The organism is Pararhizobium sp. DWP1-1-3 (assembly GCF_049896125.1).
Taxonomy (GTDB): domain Bacteria; phylum Pseudomonadota; class Alphaproteobacteria; order Rhizobiales; family Rhizobiaceae; genus Pararhizobium.
Window position 1 is genome coordinate 167483 of record NZ_JAFCTR010000009.1, and the last position, 17163, is coordinate 184645.

The 17163-nt window shown below is 60.8% G+C and carries 15 protein-coding genes and 1 pseudogene; 5 read left to right on the plus strand and 11 right to left on the minus strand.

From position 1 onward, the window contains the following. Window positions 1–97: 97 nt before the first annotated feature. The 3 genes from pnp to ACP7BS_RS19030 all read left to right on the plus strand — a co-directional run bounded on the left by pnp (window position 98) and on the right by ACP7BS_RS19030 (window position 3754). On the plus strand, window positions 98–2230 hold the full coding sequence (gene pnp / locus ACP7BS_RS19020) for a polyribonucleotide nucleotidyltransferase (RefSeq protein ID WP_426239360.1): 2133 nt from the start codon (window positions 98–100) through the stop codon (window positions 2228–2230). Between the two features lie 168 nt (window positions 2231–2398). Further along, on the plus strand, window positions 2399–3415 hold the full coding sequence (locus ACP7BS_RS19025; RefSeq protein WP_426239361.1) for a class I SAM-dependent methyltransferase: 1017 nt from the start codon (window positions 2399–2401) through the stop codon (window positions 3413–3415). A gap of 96 nt (window positions 3416–3511) precedes the next feature. After that, a complete protein-coding gene (locus ACP7BS_RS19030) occupies window positions 3512–3754 on the plus strand; it encodes a hypothetical protein (protein ID WP_426230910.1) in 243 nt (80 codons plus the stop codon). A 4-nt stretch (window positions 3755–3758) separates the two neighbouring features. On the opposite strand, the pseudogene ACP7BS_RS19035 reads toward ACP7BS_RS19030, so the two are convergent. The 5 genes and pseudogenes from ACP7BS_RS19035 to fabA all read right to left on the minus strand — a co-directional run bounded on the left by ACP7BS_RS19035 (window position 3759) and on the right by fabA (window position 8868). Then, window positions 3759–4158: pseudogene (locus ACP7BS_RS19035) on the minus strand (type II toxin-antitoxin system HicB family antitoxin). Window positions 4159–4281: 123 nt separating this feature from the next. Beyond that, on the minus strand, window positions 4282–6168 hold the full coding sequence (gene htpG / locus ACP7BS_RS19040; RefSeq protein WP_426239362.1) for a molecular chaperone HtpG: 1887 nt from the start codon (window positions 6166–6168) through the stop codon (window positions 4282–4284). A gap of 102 nt (window positions 6169–6270) precedes the next feature. Continuing rightward, entirely contained in the window at window positions 6271–7077 is an 807-nt protein-coding gene (gene fabI / locus ACP7BS_RS19045; RefSeq protein WP_426230912.1) for an enoyl-ACP reductase FabI, read from the minus strand. A 4-nt stretch (window positions 7078–7081) separates the two neighbouring features. Next, entirely contained in the window at window positions 7082–8305 is a 1224-nt protein-coding gene (gene fabB / locus ACP7BS_RS19050; protein WP_426239363.1) for a beta-ketoacyl-ACP synthase I, read from the minus strand. Window positions 8306–8352: 47 nt separating this feature from the next. Further along, on the minus strand, window positions 8353–8868 hold the full coding sequence (gene fabA / locus ACP7BS_RS19055; RefSeq protein WP_318415760.1) for a 3-hydroxyacyl-[acyl-carrier-protein] dehydratase FabA: 516 nt from the start codon (window positions 8866–8868) through the stop codon (window positions 8353–8355). Window positions 8869–9188: 320 nt separating this feature from the next. Between fabA and irrA the strand changes: the two genes are divergently transcribed. Next, window positions 9189–9608 (plus strand): iron response transcriptional regulator IrrA, encoded by a 420-nt coding sequence (gene irrA, locus ACP7BS_RS19060; protein WP_060637917.1) that lies wholly within the window; start codon window positions 9189–9191, stop codon window positions 9606–9608. Window positions 9609–9641: 33 nt separating this feature from the next. Here irrA and ACP7BS_RS19065 read toward each other — a convergent pair whose 3' ends face one another. From ACP7BS_RS19065 to ACP7BS_RS19075, 3 genes are all read right to left on the minus strand, one after another. Beyond that, complete coding sequence (locus ACP7BS_RS19065; RefSeq protein ID WP_426239364.1) at window positions 9642–10277, minus strand: trimeric intracellular cation channel family protein; 636 nt, start codon at window positions 10275–10277, stop codon at window positions 9642–9644. Window positions 10278–10374: 97 nt separating this feature from the next. After that, window positions 10375–11163 carry a YdcF family protein gene (locus tag ACP7BS_RS19070; RefSeq protein ID WP_426239365.1) on the minus strand — a complete coding sequence of 263 codons (789 nt, stop codon included), beginning with the start codon at window positions 11161–11163 and terminating at the stop codon, window positions 10375–10377. A 155-nt stretch (window positions 11164–11318) separates the two neighbouring features. Then, window positions 11319–12503: a TMEM43 family protein gene (locus ACP7BS_RS19075; protein ID WP_426239366.1), complete on the minus strand. Its 1185-nt coding sequence runs from the start codon at window positions 12501–12503 to the stop codon at window positions 11319–11321. Window positions 12504–12746: 243 nt separating this feature from the next. Between ACP7BS_RS19075 and ACP7BS_RS19080 the strand changes: the two genes are divergently transcribed. After that, window positions 12747–13904, plus strand: coding sequence for a fumarylacetoacetate hydrolase family protein (locus tag ACP7BS_RS19080; RefSeq protein ID WP_426239367.1), 1158 nt, complete (start codon window positions 12747–12749; stop codon window positions 13902–13904). Between the two features lie 23 nt (window positions 13905–13927). Here the strand turns inward: ACP7BS_RS19080 and ACP7BS_RS19085 are convergent, their stop codons facing one another. From ACP7BS_RS19085 to ACP7BS_RS19095, 3 genes are read right to left on the minus strand one after another with little or no spacing between them, the layout of a single operon-like run. Next, a complete protein-coding gene (locus tag ACP7BS_RS19085; protein ID WP_426239368.1) occupies window positions 13928–14704 on the minus strand; it encodes a metallophosphoesterase in 777 nt (258 codons plus the stop codon). After that, a complete protein-coding gene (locus ACP7BS_RS19090) occupies window positions 14685–15716 on the minus strand; it encodes an NAD-dependent epimerase (RefSeq protein WP_426239369.1) in 1032 nt (343 codons plus the stop codon). The genes ACP7BS_RS19085 and ACP7BS_RS19090 overlap by 20 nt, the downstream gene beginning before the upstream one ends. A 47-nt stretch (window positions 15717–15763) precedes the next feature. Further along, complete coding sequence (locus ACP7BS_RS19095) at window positions 15764–17071, minus strand: UDP-glucose dehydrogenase family protein (protein WP_426239370.1); 1308 nt, start codon at window positions 17069–17071, stop codon at window positions 15764–15766. Between the last annotated feature and the right edge of the window lie 92 nt (window positions 17072–17163).

Consider the following 17163-nt stretch of genomic DNA (forward strand, 5'->3'; position numbering starts at 1 on the left):
CCCGTTGTCTTGCCCGTGATGTGTCATATCAGCGAAAACACTGCCGCCCGCGCCACACTGGCTGCGGCGCGGCATTGCCGCACACGAAGGACAAAACATGTTCGATACCCACACAGTCGAAATTGAATGGGCAGGCCGCCCGCTCAAGCTCGAAACCGGCAAGATCGCCCGTCAGGCTGACGGCGCAGTTCTCGCCACCTACGGCGAAACCGTCGTTCTCGCCACCGTCGTTTCGGCCAAGTCGCCGAAGCCGGGCCAGGATTTCTTCCCGCTGACCGTCAACTACCAGGAAAAGACCTACGCAGCCGGCAAGATCCCCGGCGGCTATTTCAAGCGCGAAGGCCGTCCGTCGGAAAAGGAAACACTGGTTTCCCGCCTGATCGACCGCCCGATCCGCCCGCTGTTTCCTGATGGCTACAAGAACGACACCCAGGTTGTCGTCACCGTCATGCAGCACGACCTCGAAAATGATCCGGACGTCCTGTCGATGGTTGCGGCCTCTGCTGCCCTGACGATCTCCGGCGTTCCTTTCATGGGCCCGGTCGGTGGTGCACGCGTTGGCTACATCAACGGCCAGTACGTTCTCAACCCGCATCTCGACGAAATGCCTGAGTCGATCCTCGACCTCGTCGTTGCCGGCACCCAGGACGCCGTCCTGATGGTCGAATCGGAAGCCAAGGAACTCAACGAAGAGATCATGCTCGGCGCCGTCATGTTCGGCCACAAGGGTTTCCAGCCGGTCATCGACGCGATCATCAAGCTCGCTGAAGTGGCTGCCAAGGAACCGCGCGATTTCACGCCGGAAGATCATTCCGAACTCGAAGCCGAAATGCTCGGCATCGCCGAAGCCGAACTGCGTGTTGCCTACAAGAACACCCAGAAGGCTGAACGCTACGCTGCCGTCGACGCCGTCAAGGCGAAGGTCAAGGCCCACTTCTTCCCGGAAGGTGCTGAGCCGAAGTATTCGAACGAAGTCATCGGCGCAGTGTTCAAGCACCTGCAGGCCAAGATCGTTCGCTGGAACATCCTCGACACCAAGAGCCGCATCGACGGCCGCGATCTCGACACCGTCCGCAAGATCGTCTCCGAAGTCGGCATCCTGCCGCGCACCCATGGTTCGGCGCTGTTCACCCGCGGTGAGACGCAGGCGATCGTCGTTGCCACGCTCGGCACCGGCGAAGACGAACAGTACGTCGATAGCCTGACCGGCATGTACAAGGAAAAGTTCCTGCTGCACTACAACTTCCCGCCCTACTCGGTCGGTGAAACAGGCCGCATGGGCTCCCCGGGCCGCCGCGAGATCGGCCACGGCAAGCTCGCATGGCGCGCTATCCGTCCGATGCTGCCGGCTGCGGACCAGTTCCCCTACACGCTGCGCGTCGTTTCCGAGATCACCGAATCGAACGGCTCGTCCTCGATGGCAACCGTCTGCGGCACCTCGCTCGCACTGATGGATGCCGGCGTTCCCCTGGCCAAGCCGGTTGCCGGTATCGCCATGGGCCTGATCCTCGAAGGTGAACGCTTCGCCGTTCTCTCCGATATCCTCGGCGACGAAGATCACCTCGGCGACATGGACTTCAAGGTCGCCGGCACTGCCGACGGCATCACCTCGCTGCAGATGGACATCAAGATCGCCGGTATCACCGAAGAGATCATGAAGGTCGCACTTGAGCAGGCACAGGGCGGCCGCAAGCACATCCTCGGCGAGATGGCCAACGCCATCACCGAAGGCCGCTCGCAGCTCGGCGAATTCGCACCGCGCATCGAAGTGATGAACATCCCGGTCGACAAGATCCGTGAAGTCATCGGTTCGGGCGGCAAGGTCATCCGCGAAATCGTCGAAAAGACCGGCGCCAAGATCAACATCGAAGACGATGGCACGATCAAGATCGCTTCGTCCTCCGCCAAGGAAATCGAAGCGGCCCGCAAGTGGATCCACTCGATCGTTGCAGAACCGGAAGTCGGCCAGATCTACGAAGGCACGGTCGTCAAGACCGCCGACTTCGGCGCTTTCGTCAACTTCTTCGGTCCGCGTGATGGCCTCGTGCACATCTCGCAGCTCGCTTCCGACCGTGTTGCCAAGACCTCCGACGTCGTCAAGGAAGGCGACAAGGTCTGGGTCAAGCTGATGGGCTTCGATGAGCGCGGCAAGGTTCGTCTCTCCATGAAGGTTGTCGATCAGGCAACCGGCAAGGAAGTCGCCAGGGGCGAAGGCGAAGCCGCTGAATAAGCGTTCGACCGTTTAATCGACTACGGGCGCGGAGCGGATCGTTCCGCGCCCTTTCTTATTTTCCCTGAGAGCCGTCCGAGCCGGGCAATCTCTCATTCCCTTTGTTACCGTTTGTCATTTTCGGGAAATCACTTTCCATCTTCCCTGACAAGCCCGAGGACCTCGACCATGAGCCGCGACACGCTGAAGACCCTTTTCCATCCTTTCGAAACCGGCGTTGTTCCGGCACCCGGCGAAGGCGAGCGTGTGCTGTTCCTGGGAGCCGAGGCTGGCTACCGGCTGCCGGCAGAGTTCTTTGGTGCGATTGCCGCCGTGCAGGCGTCAAAGCCGCTCTACAAGGCTCTGGAGGCCGCCAAGGCGTCCGTGTCCCCAGTTGTCGAGGGTGAAGACTATGACGCGGCCCTGATCCTCTGCGGCAAGCACAAGGGCGAGAACGAAGACCGCATCGCCGAAGCGCTGAAGCGCGTTAAGGTCGGCGGCCTGATCGTTGTCGCCGGCGGCAAGGACGACGGCATCCAGTCGTTGCGCAAGCGCGTCAACCAGCTCGGCTGGGGTGGCGACAGCCTGCCGAAATATCACGGCATCGCCTTCTGGTTCGGCCGTCCGGAAGACGCCACCGACGTCATCGCCAAATTTTCAAAGAAGCCGGCTCGTGTCGAGGGCCGCTTCGATGCAGCACCGGGCATGTTTTCGCATGAGCGGATCGACGCCGGCTCCGAACTGCTGGCCTCGCGCCTTCCAGACGACTTCAAGGGCCACGCCGCCGATTTCGGCGCCGGTTGGGGCTATCTGTCGGTCATGCTGGCCGAGAAGGCACCAGGACTGAAGGGCATCGACCTGTTCGAGGCCGATTATCATTCGCTGGAAGCCGCACGGGCAAATCTGAAGGCCAATTGCCCGAACGTGCCGACCCGCTTCTTCTGGCAGGACCTGACGTCCGAAGAAACCCGCGACAAGTACGACCTGATCGTCATGAATCCGCCGTTCCACGAGACGCAGGCTGCCGATCCGGCGCTCGGCGCTGCGATGATCAAGGCGGCCGCCAAGGCGCTGAAGATTGGCGGACGGCTGATGCTGGTTGCCAATCGCGGCCTGCCCTATGAGACGGTCATGCCCGAAACCTTCAAGGAATGGGGCGAAACCTGCCGCAATGCGCGGTTCAAGGTGCTCTGGGGCAAGCGCTGACGCGCTTGCTTTTGCAATTGCTTTATTGACGAAACGGGTACACGCTCAGGCTCTCGCAGCCACGCGCCCATGTTGAGGCGTAAATGGAGTGTGCCTATGACTTCTAGCGCTGGGTACCGCCCGCCCGTTACCGAGGGCGTCGCTGAGGCGATGGTAAAGGATATCAAGAGCATCGAAGGCAAGGGCGCAACATCCGAGGTGCCCCTGGCCTTTCAGACCGGCGCGCGTGCGCCGATCGATCCAGTCGTTTTGGGCAATACCCGCAAGCAGATGACGATGTTCGCCATCTTTGCTGTCGGGGTCCTCGCCGTTCTGCTCGCGGTCTGGTGGGCCGCCTAAGCCTTTAGGCAGCCTCGATTTCTTTGCGGGCGCAGCTGGCAAGAAAGGCCGAACGTGTCAGCCCGCGTTCGCGGGCAGCCATGTCGATGGCATCCAGCATGCCTTTTTCAAAGGTAACATTGGCACGCACGATGCGGGTGCTATCCTCGATGAAGGGAATGCGCATAAGGAAAGGCACCCGCCGCGAGTTCACCGAGAATATTCTTCCGGCGCATAATTTCGTCATGTGAAGAGGGAGCTGGCAGCGGCTGATCCTCAGCCCATAACCGAATTGCTTCCACCGCGTTTGCGGTCAAATCCTCTTCCTCATCGGCAGCAGAGAAAACGCCCGGTAGGTCCGGAAACGTCACGCCATAGGCACTCTGGCTATGCCGCAAGCACCCCCCTCTGTCACTTCGTGACATCTCCCCCTCAAGGGGGGAGATTGGCTGGCTTTGTCGCATTATGAGGAAAAGAATGATCTCCCCCCTTGAGGGGGAGATGTCACGAAGTGACAGAGGGGGGCGGCCGTCAGGCACCCAGCGAAATTAGCCCTTCAAAGCCCGCTCAAACAACCGCGACAGCCGCTCGGCAAAGGCGCGCGGGTCCTGTGGCTTGTCACCGTCGAGGACGCGGGCCTGGTCGAGCAGGAGTTGTACGGCGTCGGTGCGGAATTCGTTGCTACCACCGGAGGCAAGCGCTGCGATCAGGCCGTGGCCCGGATTGATCTCAAGCACCGGCTTGGCAATCAAGTCGAGCCTACCGGAAGCCTGCAGCAGCTTTTCCAGCTGGCGGTCATAACCCTGCTCAGGGGCAACAAGGCAAACGGCGCTTTCCGTCAACCGGTCGGACGCCCGCACATCCGATACCGCATCGCCGAGTGTCGTCTTGGCAAAGGCGATGAAATCGGTGACGGCTTCGGATGTTTCCGGCGTTACCGGTGTTTCGCCGTCGGCTGTTGGAACCTGCGTCAGATCGGCCGCCCCTTGGGTGATCGACTTGAACGGCTTGCCTTCGAAATCGGGCGCAGCGGTGACCCAGAAACTGTCGACGGAATCGGTGAGCAGCAAAACCTCGATCCCGCGGGCGCGAAAACCTTCAAGCTGCGGCGAGACCTTCAGCCGGTCGAGATTGTCGCCCGTCAGGTAATAGATCGCCGCCTGCGCGTCCTTCATGTCCTTGACGTAGTCGGCAAGCGACCGTGTCGCCTCGTCAGAGGTGGTGGTGCGGAAGCGCGACAAGGCGATCAGCTGTTCCCGGCGCTCGAAATCGTCGTAAATGCCTTCCTTGAGCACGGCGCCGAAGGCGTCCCAGAGCTTGGCAAAGGCGTCAGCGTCGCTGTCGGCCATCTTCTCGATGGCAGTCAGCACGCGGTTGGTCAGGCCCTTGCGGATGGCAGCAAGGATCGGGCTTTCCTGGATCATCTCGCGCGAGACGTTGAGCGGCAGGTCGGATGTGTCGACCAGGCCACGCACGAAGCGCAGGTAGCGCGGCAGCAGCTCTGCATCGTCGGTGATGAAGACGCGCTTGACGTAGAGCTTCATGCGGCCCTTGGCCGAAGGATCGAACATGTCGATCGGCTTTGATTCCGGTACGAAGGCAAGGCCGGTATATTCATGCCGGCCTTCGGCACGGAAATGCACGGTCAAAGCCGGCTCGTCGTACTGGCCGGAAACGCCGCGATAGAAATCGGCGTATTCTTCCTTGCTGATCTCGTTGCGGGATTTCGTCCACAGAGCCGTGCCATCGCCGATGCGCTCGGCGTCCGCCCCGGGTTTCTCGATCAGGTCGATCGGCACCGGAACATGGCCGGACTGGTCCTTGACGATCTTCTGGACGCTCCATTTGGACGTATAGCTCTTGGCGTCGTCCATCAGATGCATGGTGATGCGGGTACCGCGCGCGGGCGCGTCCGTCAGATCGGCCTCGGATACCGTGTAGCTGCCCTTGCCGTCGGACGACCAGACAAAGGCATGGGCGCTACCGGCAAGGCGCGAGACGACATCGACCTTGTCTGCGACCATGAAGGCGGAATAGAAGCCGACGCCGAACTGGCCGATCAACTGGGCGCCTTCGCCAGCCTTTGCGGCCTCGACGCGTTCCATGAAGGCGCGGGTGCCGGACCGGGCGATAGTGCCGAGCGCCTCGATCATGTCGTCACGGCTCATGCCGATACCGTTGTCTTCGACGGTGAGCTTGTTGTTGTCCGCGTCGAGCGTCAGCGTGATGCGCGGTGTCGGATCGTCCAGCAGCAGTTCGGGCGCGCTGATGGCTTCGTATCGCAATTTCTCGCAGGCATCGGCGGCGTTGGAGATCAACTCGCGCAGGAACACGTCCTTGTCGGAATAGACCGAGTGCACCATGAGATGCAGCAGGCGTGCGACATCGGCTTCGAAGACGTGATTTTCGACGGGTTTTTCAGCGGCATTGCTCATGCGTATCTGTCCTCAACGTGTATCTGGATGGTTTGCGCGCTCTGAACTGGCAAGTGCAGGTGCAAAATTCAAGAGGCACGGAAAGGGGTGGCGGCCCGGATGTTACTCCGTGTCCGCCGTGCGCAAGGCATCGATGGCCGGCATCGAGGTGATGTTGTAGCCGGAGTCCACATAGTGGATTTCGCCGGTGACGCCACTTGAGAGGTCGGAGAGAAGGTAGAGCGCCGAGTTGCCGACATCCTCGATGGTGACGGTGCGGCGGAGCGGCGCATTTTTCTGCTGCCAGGAAAGCATGGCGCGGGCATCGGAAATGCCGGCGCCAGCCAGCGTGCGGATCGGGCCGGCGGAGATGGCGTTGACGCGGATGCCGCGCGGACCGTAGTCGCCAGCAAGATAGCGGACGGACGCTTCCAATGCGGCTTTCGCGACGCCCATGACGTTGTAGTTCGGCATGATGCGGGTGGAGCCGCCATAGGTCAGCGTCAGCATCGCGCCGCCTTCGTTCATCAGGCCTGCGGCGCGCTTGGCGATCTCCGTGAAGGAGAAGCAGGAGATCACCATCGTGCGCGAAAAGTTTTCACGCGAGGTGTCGGCGTAAAGGCCCTTCAGTTCGTTCTTGTCGGAAAAGCCGATGGCGTGCACGATGAAATCGAGCTTGCCCCACTTCTCCTTGATCGTATCGATGGTCGCATCCACCGAAGCAATGTCCTCGACATCGCAGGGGATGACGAAATCGGAGCCGAGTTCGGCGGCGAGCGGCTTGACACGCTTGCCGAGCGCTTCGCCCTGGTAGGTGAAAGCGAGTTCAGCGCCCTGGCCAGCCAGCTTCTGCGCAATGCCCCATGCGATGGAGTGGCTGTTGGCGACCCCCATGATGAGGCCGCGCTTTCCGTTCATGATACCGGTCATGGATTTATCCGTTATGGCGCTGGAAAACGAGCGTGGCATTGGTGCCGCCGAAGCCGAAGGAGTTCGACAGGACGGTATCGATCTTGGCATTGTCGATGCGCTTGCGCACGATCGGCACGCCGTCGAATTCCGGGTCGAGTTCGGTGATATGGGCGCTTTCGCCGATGAAGCCGGCCTGCATCATCAACAGGCCGTAGATCGATTCCTGCACGCCGGCAGCGCCGAGCGAATGGCCGGTCAGCGACTTGGTCGACTGGATATGCGGGATCTTGTCGCCGAAAACTTCACGAATGGCGCCGATTTCCTTGCTGTCGCCAACGGGCGTCGAGGTGCCGTGCGTGTTGACGTAATCGACTTCGCCCTTCACCGTTGCCAGTGCCTGGCGCATGCAGCGGATGGCACCTTCACCCGACGGAGCCACCATGTCGTAGCCGTCGGATGTTGCGCCATAACCGGTGATTTCGGCATAGATCTTGGCACCGCGGGCCTTGGCATGTTCCAGCTCTTCCAGAACCAGAACGCCGGCACCACCAGCGATGACGAAGCCATCGCGGGAGACGTCATAGGCGCGCGAAGCGGTCGAAGGCGTGTCGTTGTACTTGGATGACATCGCGCCCATCGCGTCGAACAGGTTCGACATGGTCCAGTCGAGGTCTTCGTGGCCGCCGGCGAACATGACGTCCTGCTTGCCCCACTGGATCATTTCCATGGCATTGCCGATGCAGTGCGCCGAGGTCGAGCAGGCCGACGAGATCGAGTAGTTGACGCCGTGGATCTTGAACCAGGTGGCAAGCGTCGCCGATGCGGTCGAAGACATCGCCTTCGGCACGGCAAACGGGCCGATGCGCTTGGGGCTGTTGTTCTTCAGGGTGATTTCAGCCGCTTCGATCAGCGTGCGGGTGGAGGGACCGCCCGAACCCATGATGATGCCGGTGCGCTCGTTGCCGCCAATATCCTTGTCTTCAAGGCCTGAATCGGCGATCGCCTGCTTCATCGCAACGTGGTTCCACATACCGCCCTGCGACAGGAAGCGTGCGGCGCGGCGATCGACGAGATCGGTCGTGTCGAGATTGGGCGCACCCCAGACCTGGCACTTGAAGCCGTGTTCGGCAAAATCGTTCGAAAACGAAATGCCGGATTTTGCTTCACGCAGCGACGTGGTGACTTCCTGCGCATCGTTTCCGATCGAGGAAACAATGCCCAGACCCGTAACAACAACCCGTCTCATGTGGATGACCTCTTCTATAATCTAGCTGAGTGCGGCTATGCCGCGGTTCAGGCAGCTTTTTCTTTCGACAGGCCGACGCGAAGGTCGGACGCCTGATAGATGGTTTCGCCATCGGCCTTCAGCCAGCCATCGGCCGTGCCGAGCACAAGGCGGCCACGCATGACGCGCTTGAAGTCGATGCCGTACTCAAGGAGCTTCGTTTCCGGGCGGATCATGCCCTTGAACTTCACTTCGCCGGTGGAAAGCGCCATGCCACGGCCGGGTTCGCCGAGCCAGCCGAGGAAGAAGCCCGTCAGCTGCCACATGCCATCAAGGCCAAGGCAGCCCGGCATGATCGGATTGCCCTGGAAGTGGCAGGGGAAATACCAGTCATCGGGACGCACGTCATATTCTGCCCGGATGTAGCCCTTGTCGAAGGCACCACCGGTTTCGGAAATGTCGGTAATGCGATGAACCATCAGCATCGGAGGCAGGGGCAGCTGGGCATTGCCCGGGCCAAACAGTTCGCCGCGACCGCATTTCAGGATCTCTTCATAATTGAAGCTGGATTGTCTGGTCGTCATGAACTGTGGTTTCCCCGCTACATCCGTTTTTGGTTGACTTGGTTTAGAGCAAGATGGGTGCGAATTGAAGCTCCGGTATGACCCAAGCGCGTCGTTTCGCGTATTCCTGTCTGACCAAGCACAAGGCCTATTTCCGCCGTCGCATACATGATGGCTGCTGCAACAGCCAGAGATAATTGCCTTTTGCCCCAAGAATCAGGCGGTTTTTACCGCCTGGATGCCTTGAGGGAGCTTGCTTACTATTGAAAGCATTCTCGGCAAAAGTTATATCGGCTCTGTAAGTGTGTTCTGCAATAGCTTGGAAATCTGGATCTGTCCGTATGACGACTGCCATCGAGATCTGTTCGGAAGAACGCCTGCGCCGCTCCGGCCTCAGGCCGACGCGCCAGCGTATGGCGCTTGCCGACCTGATCTTTGCCAAGGGCGATCGCCATCTGACGGTCGAGGAACTGCATGAAGAAGCCGTGACGGCCGGTGTTCCGGTGTCGCTGGCGACGGTCTACAACACGCTGCACCAGTTCACCGAGGCCGGCATGATCCGTGTTCTGGCCGTGGAAAGCGCCAAGACCTATTTCGACACCAACGTGTCGGATCATCACCATTTCTTCGTCGAAGGCCATAACGAGGTCCTCGATATTCCGGTCAGCAGCCTGACGATCGGCAATCTGCCCGAGCCGCCCGAGGGAATGGAAATTGCCCATGTGGATGTCATCATCCGTTTACGCCCCAAGCGCGGCTAAGCCTTCTTTTGATATTGTGTCATCGACGACGTTCTACATTACGTCGTCGGGATGACGGCCTGGCCTGGTGTCTCCGGTTGGCAGCGTCCAGCCGTATTTCAACGCGCCGCCGCGCACCGCAAAGGCGGTCAGCACGCCAAGGCTTGAGGCGATCAGTAGCGGAGCACCGAGCCAGGTTGCACCGGTGAAGACACCTGCGCCGACAAGCGCCGCCGTCACATAGATTTCCGGACGCAGCAGCACCGACGGTTCGCCCGCAAGCAGGTCGCGCAGGATGCCGCCGAATGTTGCCGTCAGCATGCCGGTGACCAGGGCGACGATCGGCGAGCCTGTGGCAGCCAACCCTTTGGCAGCGCCCATGACGCTATAGGCCGAAAGACCGATGGCATCGAGCCAGACCAGGAACTTGTAGCGTGATTCCATCATGTGGGCCGAGAAGAACACCAGAAGGCCCATGCTGCCGCAGACGAGCAGATAGATCGGATTGGTCACCCAGAAGACCGGCGTCGCACCAAGGATGACGTCGCGCAACGTGCCGCCGCCAATGCCGGTGACCGAGGCCAGGAAGATATAGCCGATAATATCCAGTTGCTTGCGCGAGGCCGACAGCGCCCCGGTTGCGGCGAAAACCGCCACCCCCGCATAGTCGAGAATTTCCAGGATCGGCATTTTTCCCCCCGCCAGAAAATCGAGCCCGTCAAAAAATCGAGAAGGACCACAACCGCGCGTTCGCGTCAACGGCAGGTCTTAAAGCAGATATCATTGCCTATTGCGGAAAGAGAACGTGTGTGCGGCCGCTGATGAAATAGGCGACCAGTCCCGTCCATTCGCGCATCGCCGTTGTCGTCAGCTGCGCGTTCAAGGAAGGCTGGCTGAAATCGGGGCCAAGGGTCGCTTCGCCGCTGGTGCGATAATCCACCGGCCATGGCGTCACGGCAATGCCGAGCTTGCGGAACAGTCCGACGGAGCGCGGCATGTGGAAGGCCGAGGTGATGAGGGCGCAGTTCGACAACCCGTTTTCGTCCAGCAACTGTTTCGTATTGGCCGCATTCTCGAAGGTGGTGCGCGACTGATCTTCGCGGATCAGCCGTTCGGGAGCGATGCCGAAGGTCGAGAAGAATGTCTCGGATGTCTGCGCGTCGCCGTCATATCGCCCGCTGAACGAACCGTCGCCGCCCGAGACCAGAATTCGCGCCGACGGGTGAGACTGGGCGATCTTCAGCCCCTCGACGAACCGGTCCGCGGCCTGGTTGAGTTCGATGCCGCCCCGCTTGGCAATCACCTCGTTTTCGAACGCTCCACCAAGGATGATGATGCAGGAGAGATCAGCCGGCAGGCCTGCAGGCTTTGCGATGCGGTTTTCCAGCACCTGAAGCGCAACGGCACCGGTGCTGGTGAAGAGGGTGAGGAAAAGCAGGGTAACGGCAAGGCCGGACAGAAACCGGTACAGCCGCCGGAAGCCGGCGGCAGCGAGAAGGAAGCTCATGACCAGGAGAATGAAGACCAGCGACAGGGGCTGGGCAAGCAGCCAGAACAGTTTTGATGCGAGAAACATGGTGCCTGTTACCGTCTCTTCCTGGGAGTATGGGATCGCGGAGGGCGAACCTAGCAGCCCGAGCGGTATTGGCCAATGGAGTCAAATCTAGACAGGAAGAGGCCCGCGGCGGTTCATCCGCAACGGGCCTTCCGGGCTACAGACGGTCCGGGCTTTCAGGCGCGGCCGAGCGTTGTTGGCACTTGTGGGGCAACCGTCTTGTTCCGCCTCAGATAGATCAGCCCGGCAGCGAGCAGGATGCCGGTAGTGATGATGGCGATGGCCAGCACCGGCCGGTAGGCAATCCAGGCGATGGCGATAACCAGAGGCCCAAGGATCAGCGTCAGGATGACGGCGATGACCGAGGTGCCGAAACCGACGATCGAGCCGACGAACGGAATGACATCGGCGATGATGCCGAGGATCGACAGCATCAGGGCAAAGCCGATGAACATACCGAGCAACCCGCCTCCGCGAATGAGCCAGGTGATTAACGTATTCTCGCTCTGGGCGGCATCGAACATCTGCGGTGCATCGACCTTTCCGGCAGCGCTCAGGAACAGGTCACGGCCGTTGGATGCCTTGTAGCCGGTGACGTTTGTGCCCTTCTGGGCGCCGACGAAGCTGGCTTCGGCAATGTCTTCGCGGCTGAAGCTGATGCGCAGGTCGCCGATGGCCGGGTTCTGACGGTTCTGCGACACGTAGATTGTGGTGCCATTGGCATTGACCGGCTTGCCGGTATCGATCGCAGCGGTGACCTTGCTGATGACATCGGGAGAAAGCTTGACCGGGGTTTCCGTGCCGAGATTGGCAACGGCTTTACCATCGACCGTAAAAGCACCGAGCGTTGCGGTTGCCACCGTGAAGCGGTCACCTTCGATCGGCATCTCGGGGTTCTGGTGCTGGTCGCTCTGCTTGAAATCGGAGGAATCGACCGGGCGCGGGCGCCATTCCTTCTTGTAGCTATAGGTCGTGACGGTTTCTTCGCCGCCGCCGAGCGTCTTCTGTGTCTCGCTCTTGCTGTCTTCGATCCACTGGTACATCTCGACCTGGCGGTTGAGCCCGGCCGCACCTTCTGCCGAGACACCCAGCATCGGATCCTCGGGCGTCCCATCCGGCTTGACCGGGCCGGAGACATGGACGAGCTTGCCTTCATTGGCCGGATCTACGCTGCCGTTATCGATCGAAACGACGATGCCGGCACCTTCCACCAGAGCGCGATAGGTCTGGACGGAACGGCCTTCGTTCCAGGACAACAGCCAGATCATCCCGATCACCAGGATAGGACCGATGATAAGCCCGGCAAGGCCGCTTTTCAGTTTTGAAAACCACGATTTCGTGGTTGTTTCCGTAAAGCTCATACCCCTCGTCCCTCTGCTGGTGCCCGTCCGTCTAACGGTTGGTTCGACACGCTTATTCGCTGAAACAGGTGCTAGCAGAAAATCAGTAAAATTAAATAGAGCGTCCGAGCTCTTCGATGAACACTCTTTGGGGTATTCGCGAATGTTTCGGGGCGTTAGCAGAGTTGTTTTTCCATTTGGCACCTTGTCCGTAATCTAGCGGCTTGTATCTTGCCGCCGTGATCTTGGTTCGGGAGGGACAGCATGACATCGGCCAACGAGGTGTTTGGAACGGGAACATTCGTCGGGCGCGTCTGGCGGCCCGATGTTGCGGGTCCAGCGCTGGTGGTTCTGCGGGGTGGCGATCTCATCGACATCACGTCGAAAGAGGTGCCGACGATGCGCGACCTTTTGGAACTCGACGACCCCATCGGGTTTCTTTCGGGCCGTCAAGGTGAACGGCTGTCCAGCCTTGAGGCCGTGACGGCCGCCTCGGTGGAGGCAGCCGGCGATCTCAGTGTTATCCATTTGCTTGCCCCTTGCGACCTACAGGCGGTCAAAGCCTGTGGAGTCACTTTCGCCCGCTCGATGATCGAGCGGGTCATCGAGGAAAAGGCAGCGGGAAACCCGGCGCTGGCCGAAACAATGCGCAAGCGCGTTACCGCTATCATCGGCGACAGCCTGCGCGACCTGAAGGCCGGATCGGCGGAAGCCGCCAAGGTCAAGGCGGCGCTGATCGAGGTGGGCGTCTGGTCGCAATATCTGGAAGTCGGCATCGGCCCGGATGCGGAGGTGTTTTCCAAGGCGCAGGTTCTGGCCTCTGTCGGCTGGGGTGCCTCGGTCGGGCTGCATCCGATCTCGAAATGGAACAATCCCGAGCCTGAGATCGTGCTGGCCGTCGATAGCCAGGGCCGCGTCAAGGGAGCGACACTCGGTAACGACGTCAACCTGCGCGATGTCGAGGGCCGCTCGGCACTGCTGCTCGGCAAGGCCAAGGACAACAACGCTTCATCCGCCATCGGCCCGTTCATCCGCCTGTTCGACGATACCTATTCGATTGACGACGTTCGCAGCGCCGATCTGTCGCTGACCATCAGCGGTCCCGACGGGTTCGTCCTCAAGGGGGCGAGCACGATGCGGGAAATCAGCCGCGATCCGCTCGATCTCGTCTCCCAGACGATCGGCCGCCATCATCAATATCCGGATGGCTTCATGCTGTTCATGGGAACCCTGTTTGCGCCGGTCGAAGACCGCGATGCACCGGGGCAGGGGTTTACCCACAAGCTCGGCGATGTGGTGACGATTGCCAATGCTGAACTGGGATCGCTGACCAACACCGTGCGTCTCTCGACCGAATGCCCGCCCTGGACGTTTGGTCCGTCGGCGTTGATGCGCAATCTGGCGGCGCGCGGATTGCTCTGATGCGTGCGCTCGTGTGAGGCCGCTCAGCGGCTCTGAATGATTTCCGGCGGTTCGCGGCGCGACAGCCGCACGGCCGACAGGACGCCGCTCATGTAGATGCCCGTGTCGATATTGATGCGCTCGGGCCTGATCTCTACCCCTGCCACCGGGGTGTGGCCGTGCACGGTAACGAAGCCGTTGATGGCGGCGTTGCCGTCAGTGGCCAGTGGGCGCAGCCACAGCAGGTCCGCATCCGTCTGGTCGGCCGGTGCCACGCCTTTTTTCAAACCCGCATGCACGAAACAAAAGCCCGGTACCTGCAGCATCGACGGTAGGGATTCGAGGAAAGCGACGTGGGCGACGGGAATGAGAGACCGCAACAGTTTTTTCTGCTCTTCGCGGTTGGCCGGAAGCGTGTTCAGCCCGTATGAAGACAGTGTCTGAAGCCCCCCCAATCTCAGCCATGGATGATCCGCCGAGGGATTGCCGAGGAAATCGAGCATGACCGCCTCGTGATTGCCGGCGAGGCAGACGCGGCGGATGCCGACCAGAGGCCGGGTGGTCAGCCGGGTGAGCACGGCGGATGATCTCGGTCCGCGATCGACGTAATCCCCAAGCATGACCAGCCATTTGGTGCCGTCCCGCTTGGAGCCATCCGCAACGATCAGCTCTTCCAGCCTGCCCAGGGTGTCATCGTAACCGTGCACGTCTCCGACGGCATAGATATGGTCAGGGCCGCTCTCGAAAAAGAGCTTTTGCCTTTGTTTGGGCTGTAGCGCTTGAGCGCCGCCGCGCAGGAAATCAAGAATGCCGCGGATCATCAGGCGCCCCTGTCGCCACCATCTCGGCGCGATACCACTCGACGAAGCGGCGCACGCCCTCTTCCACCGAAATGGACGGCGTGAAGCCGGTAAGGCTGTTGAGAAGATCAGGTGCGGCGAAGGTTCTGGGCACATCGCCCTGCTGCATCGGCAGCATCGTGCGGATCGCCGGGCGCCCGACGGCAGCTTCGACCGTCTCGACGAAACGCATCAGTTCGACCGGCTGTCCGCCGCCGACATTGACCATCCTGAAAGGCGCATGGTGCGACAGGGTATCGATCTGCTCGACGCGGTTCTCCTCGGCCGGAACGACGCCGATCAACCGGACGATGCCTTCAACGAGATCGTCGATATAGGTGAAGTCGCGGCTCATCCGGCCTTCGCCATAGATCTCGATTGGCCGGCCGTTGAGGATGCAATCGACGAATTTGAACAACGCCATATCCGGACGCCCCCAGGGGCCGTAGACTGTAAAGAAGCGGAAGGCTGTCGTCGGCACTTTGTAGAGATGCGCATAGCTGTGCGCCATCAGCTCGCCGGACTTCTTGGTGGCGGCGTATAGCGTCATCGGCTCGTCGGCACGGTCGGTCTCGGCAAACGGGATTTTCTCGTTGGCGCCATAGATCGAAGAGGTTGAGGCCAGAAGCAAATGCTTCGGCTGCACAGCCTTGGCCAGTTCCAGGATGTTCCAGGAGCCAATCAGGTTGGAATCGACATAGGCCTTGGGGTTTTCCAGGCTGTAGCGCACACCCGCCTGGGCCGCGAGGTGAACGATGATGTCGGGTTCGCCGATCTCGGCCGCCTGCTCCAGCGCATTCTTGTCTTCCAGCATGCCGATCACCGGCCGAAAGCCGTTGGACCGTGCGAGAATTGCATGGCGCCGTTCCTTCAGGCGGACATCGTAGTAGGGCGTCATGCCATCGAAGCCGGTCACGAAATGACCGTCGTCCAGCAGCCGCTTGGCCAGATGGAACCCGATGAACCCTGCCGTTCCCGTTATCAGATAGCGCATGCCGGCTCCTTGCCTGTCTTGTCTGCCCGGATCGGACCCATCGCAGCCTATTCCGGGCGGCCGACGCTGGTATAGGCGAAGCCATGCTTGGTGACCTCGCCGGACTGATAGATGTTCCTGAGATCGACGAGGACCGGCGTGTTCATCAGAGCCTTCAGGCGATCGAGATTGAGCGCCCGGAATTCGTTCCACTCGGTAACGATGACAAGTGCGTCTGCGCCCTCCGCCGCCTTGTAGGGGTTGTCGGCATAGGCGATGCCGTCGATCACGTGTTTCGCATTATCCATGCCCTCAGGATCGTAACCGGTGACGATGGCGCCGGCATCTGTCAGCGCCTGGATAACGGCGATGGCGGGACTGTCGCGCATGTCGTCGGTATTGGGTTTGAATGTGAGGCCGAGCACCGCGACCTTCTTGCCACGCACGTCGCCGCCGGCAGCCGCGATGACCTTGCGGCCCATGGCGCGCTTGCGGTTGTCGTTGACGGAGACCACCGTCTCGATCAGCCGCACCGGGCTGTCGTGATCCTGGGCGGTCTTCACCAGCGCCAGCGTGTCCTTCGGGAAGCACGAGCCGCCATAGCCGGGGCCGGCATGCAGGAATTTGCCGCCGATACGCCCGTCCAGGCCGATGCCGCGTGCGACTTCCTGTACATTGGCGCCGACCTTTTCGCACAGGTCAGCCATTTCGTTGATGAAGGTGATCTTCATCGCCAGAAAGGCATTTCCGGCATATTTGATCAGCTCGGAGGTGCGCCGCGTCGTAAAGAGCAGAGGCGACTGGTTGAGGTAGAGCGGCCGGTAGACCTCGGTCATCACGCCCCGGGCACGTTCGTCGTTGAGGCCGATGACGATGCGGTCAGGCCGCTTGAAATCGTCGATAGCGGCACCCTCGCGCAGGAATTCAGGATTGGAGACCACGGCGATATCGGCATCCGGATTGGTTTCGCGCATGATCCGCTCGACTTCATCGCCGGTGCCGACCGGAACGGTGGACTTGGTGACGATGACGGTAAAGCCGGTCACGTGCGCGGCAATCTCGCGGGCGGCATCATAGACATAGGACAGGTCGGCATGGCCATCGCCGCGGCGCGACGGCGTACCGACGGCAATGAAAATCACCTCACTCTCGGACACGCTGGTAGCGAGATCCGTGGTGAAGCTCAGGCGGCCATCCTTGACATTTTCGGCGACCAGCTGCTCGAGGCCAGGCTCGAAGATCGGGATGCGGCCGGCGAGCAAAGCTTCGATCTTGCCCGCGTCCTTGTCGATACAGACAACGTCATGGCCGAAATCGGCAAAACAAACGCCGGAGACAAGTCCAACATAACCGGCACCGATCATCGTGATTTTCATGGCACACTCCAGAATGTCATCATACGGGCGCATCACGCCCTGCGTCACATGCGCACTTGTCGGCATCCATAGTCAAACACACGCGCCTTGCC

Coding starts and splice junctions, on each gene's coding strand:
- htpG (WP_426239362.1), bottom strand. CDS start 6,168: ATGAGCAATGCCGCTGAAAAACCCGTCGAAAATCACGTCTTCGAAGCC.
- ACP7BS_RS19090 (WP_426239369.1), bottom strand. CDS start 15,716: ATGCGCTATCTGATAACGGGAACGGCAGGGTTCATCGGGTTCCATCTG.
- ACP7BS_RS19095 (WP_426239370.1), bottom strand. CDS start 17,071: ATGAAAATCACGATGATCGGTGCCGGTTATGTTGGACTTGTCTCCGGC.
- fabB (WP_426239363.1), bottom strand. CDS start 8,305: ATGAGACGGGTTGTTGTTACGGGTCTGGGCATTGTTTCCTCGATCGGA.
- ACP7BS_RS19030 (WP_426230910.1), top strand. CDS start 3,512: ATGACTTCTAGCGCTGGGTACCGCCCGCCCGTTACCGAGGGCGTCGCT.
- ACP7BS_RS19065 (WP_426239364.1), bottom strand. CDS start 10,277: ATGCCGATCCTGGAAATTCTCGACTATGCGGGGGTGGCGGTTTTCGCC.
- fabI (WP_426230912.1), bottom strand. CDS start 7,077: ATGACCGGTATCATGAACGGAAAGCGCGGCCTCATCATGGGGGTCGCC.
- fabA (WP_318415760.1), bottom strand. CDS start 8,868: ATGACGACCAGACAATCCAGCTTCAATTATGAAGAGATCCTGAAATGC.
- ACP7BS_RS19075 (WP_426239366.1), bottom strand. CDS start 12,503: ATGAGCTTTACGGAAACAACCACGAAATCGTGGTTTTCAAAACTGAAA.
- pnp (WP_426239360.1), top strand. CDS start 98: ATGTTCGATACCCACACAGTCGAAATTGAATGGGCAGGCCGCCCGCTC.
- ACP7BS_RS19025 (WP_426239361.1), top strand. CDS start 2,399: ATGAGCCGCGACACGCTGAAGACCCTTTTCCATCCTTTCGAAACCGGC.
- ACP7BS_RS19070 (WP_426239365.1), bottom strand. CDS start 11,163: ATGTTTCTCGCATCAAAACTGTTCTGGCTGCTTGCCCAGCCCCTGTCG.
- irrA (WP_060637917.1), top strand. CDS start 9,189: ATGACGACTGCCATCGAGATCTGTTCGGAAGAACGCCTGCGCCGCTCC.
- ACP7BS_RS19080 (WP_426239367.1), top strand. CDS start 12,747: ATGACATCGGCCAACGAGGTGTTTGGAACGGGAACATTCGTCGGGCGC.
- ACP7BS_RS19085 (WP_426239368.1), bottom strand. CDS start 14,704: ATGATCCGCGGCATTCTTGATTTCCTGCGCGGCGGCGCTCAAGCGCTA.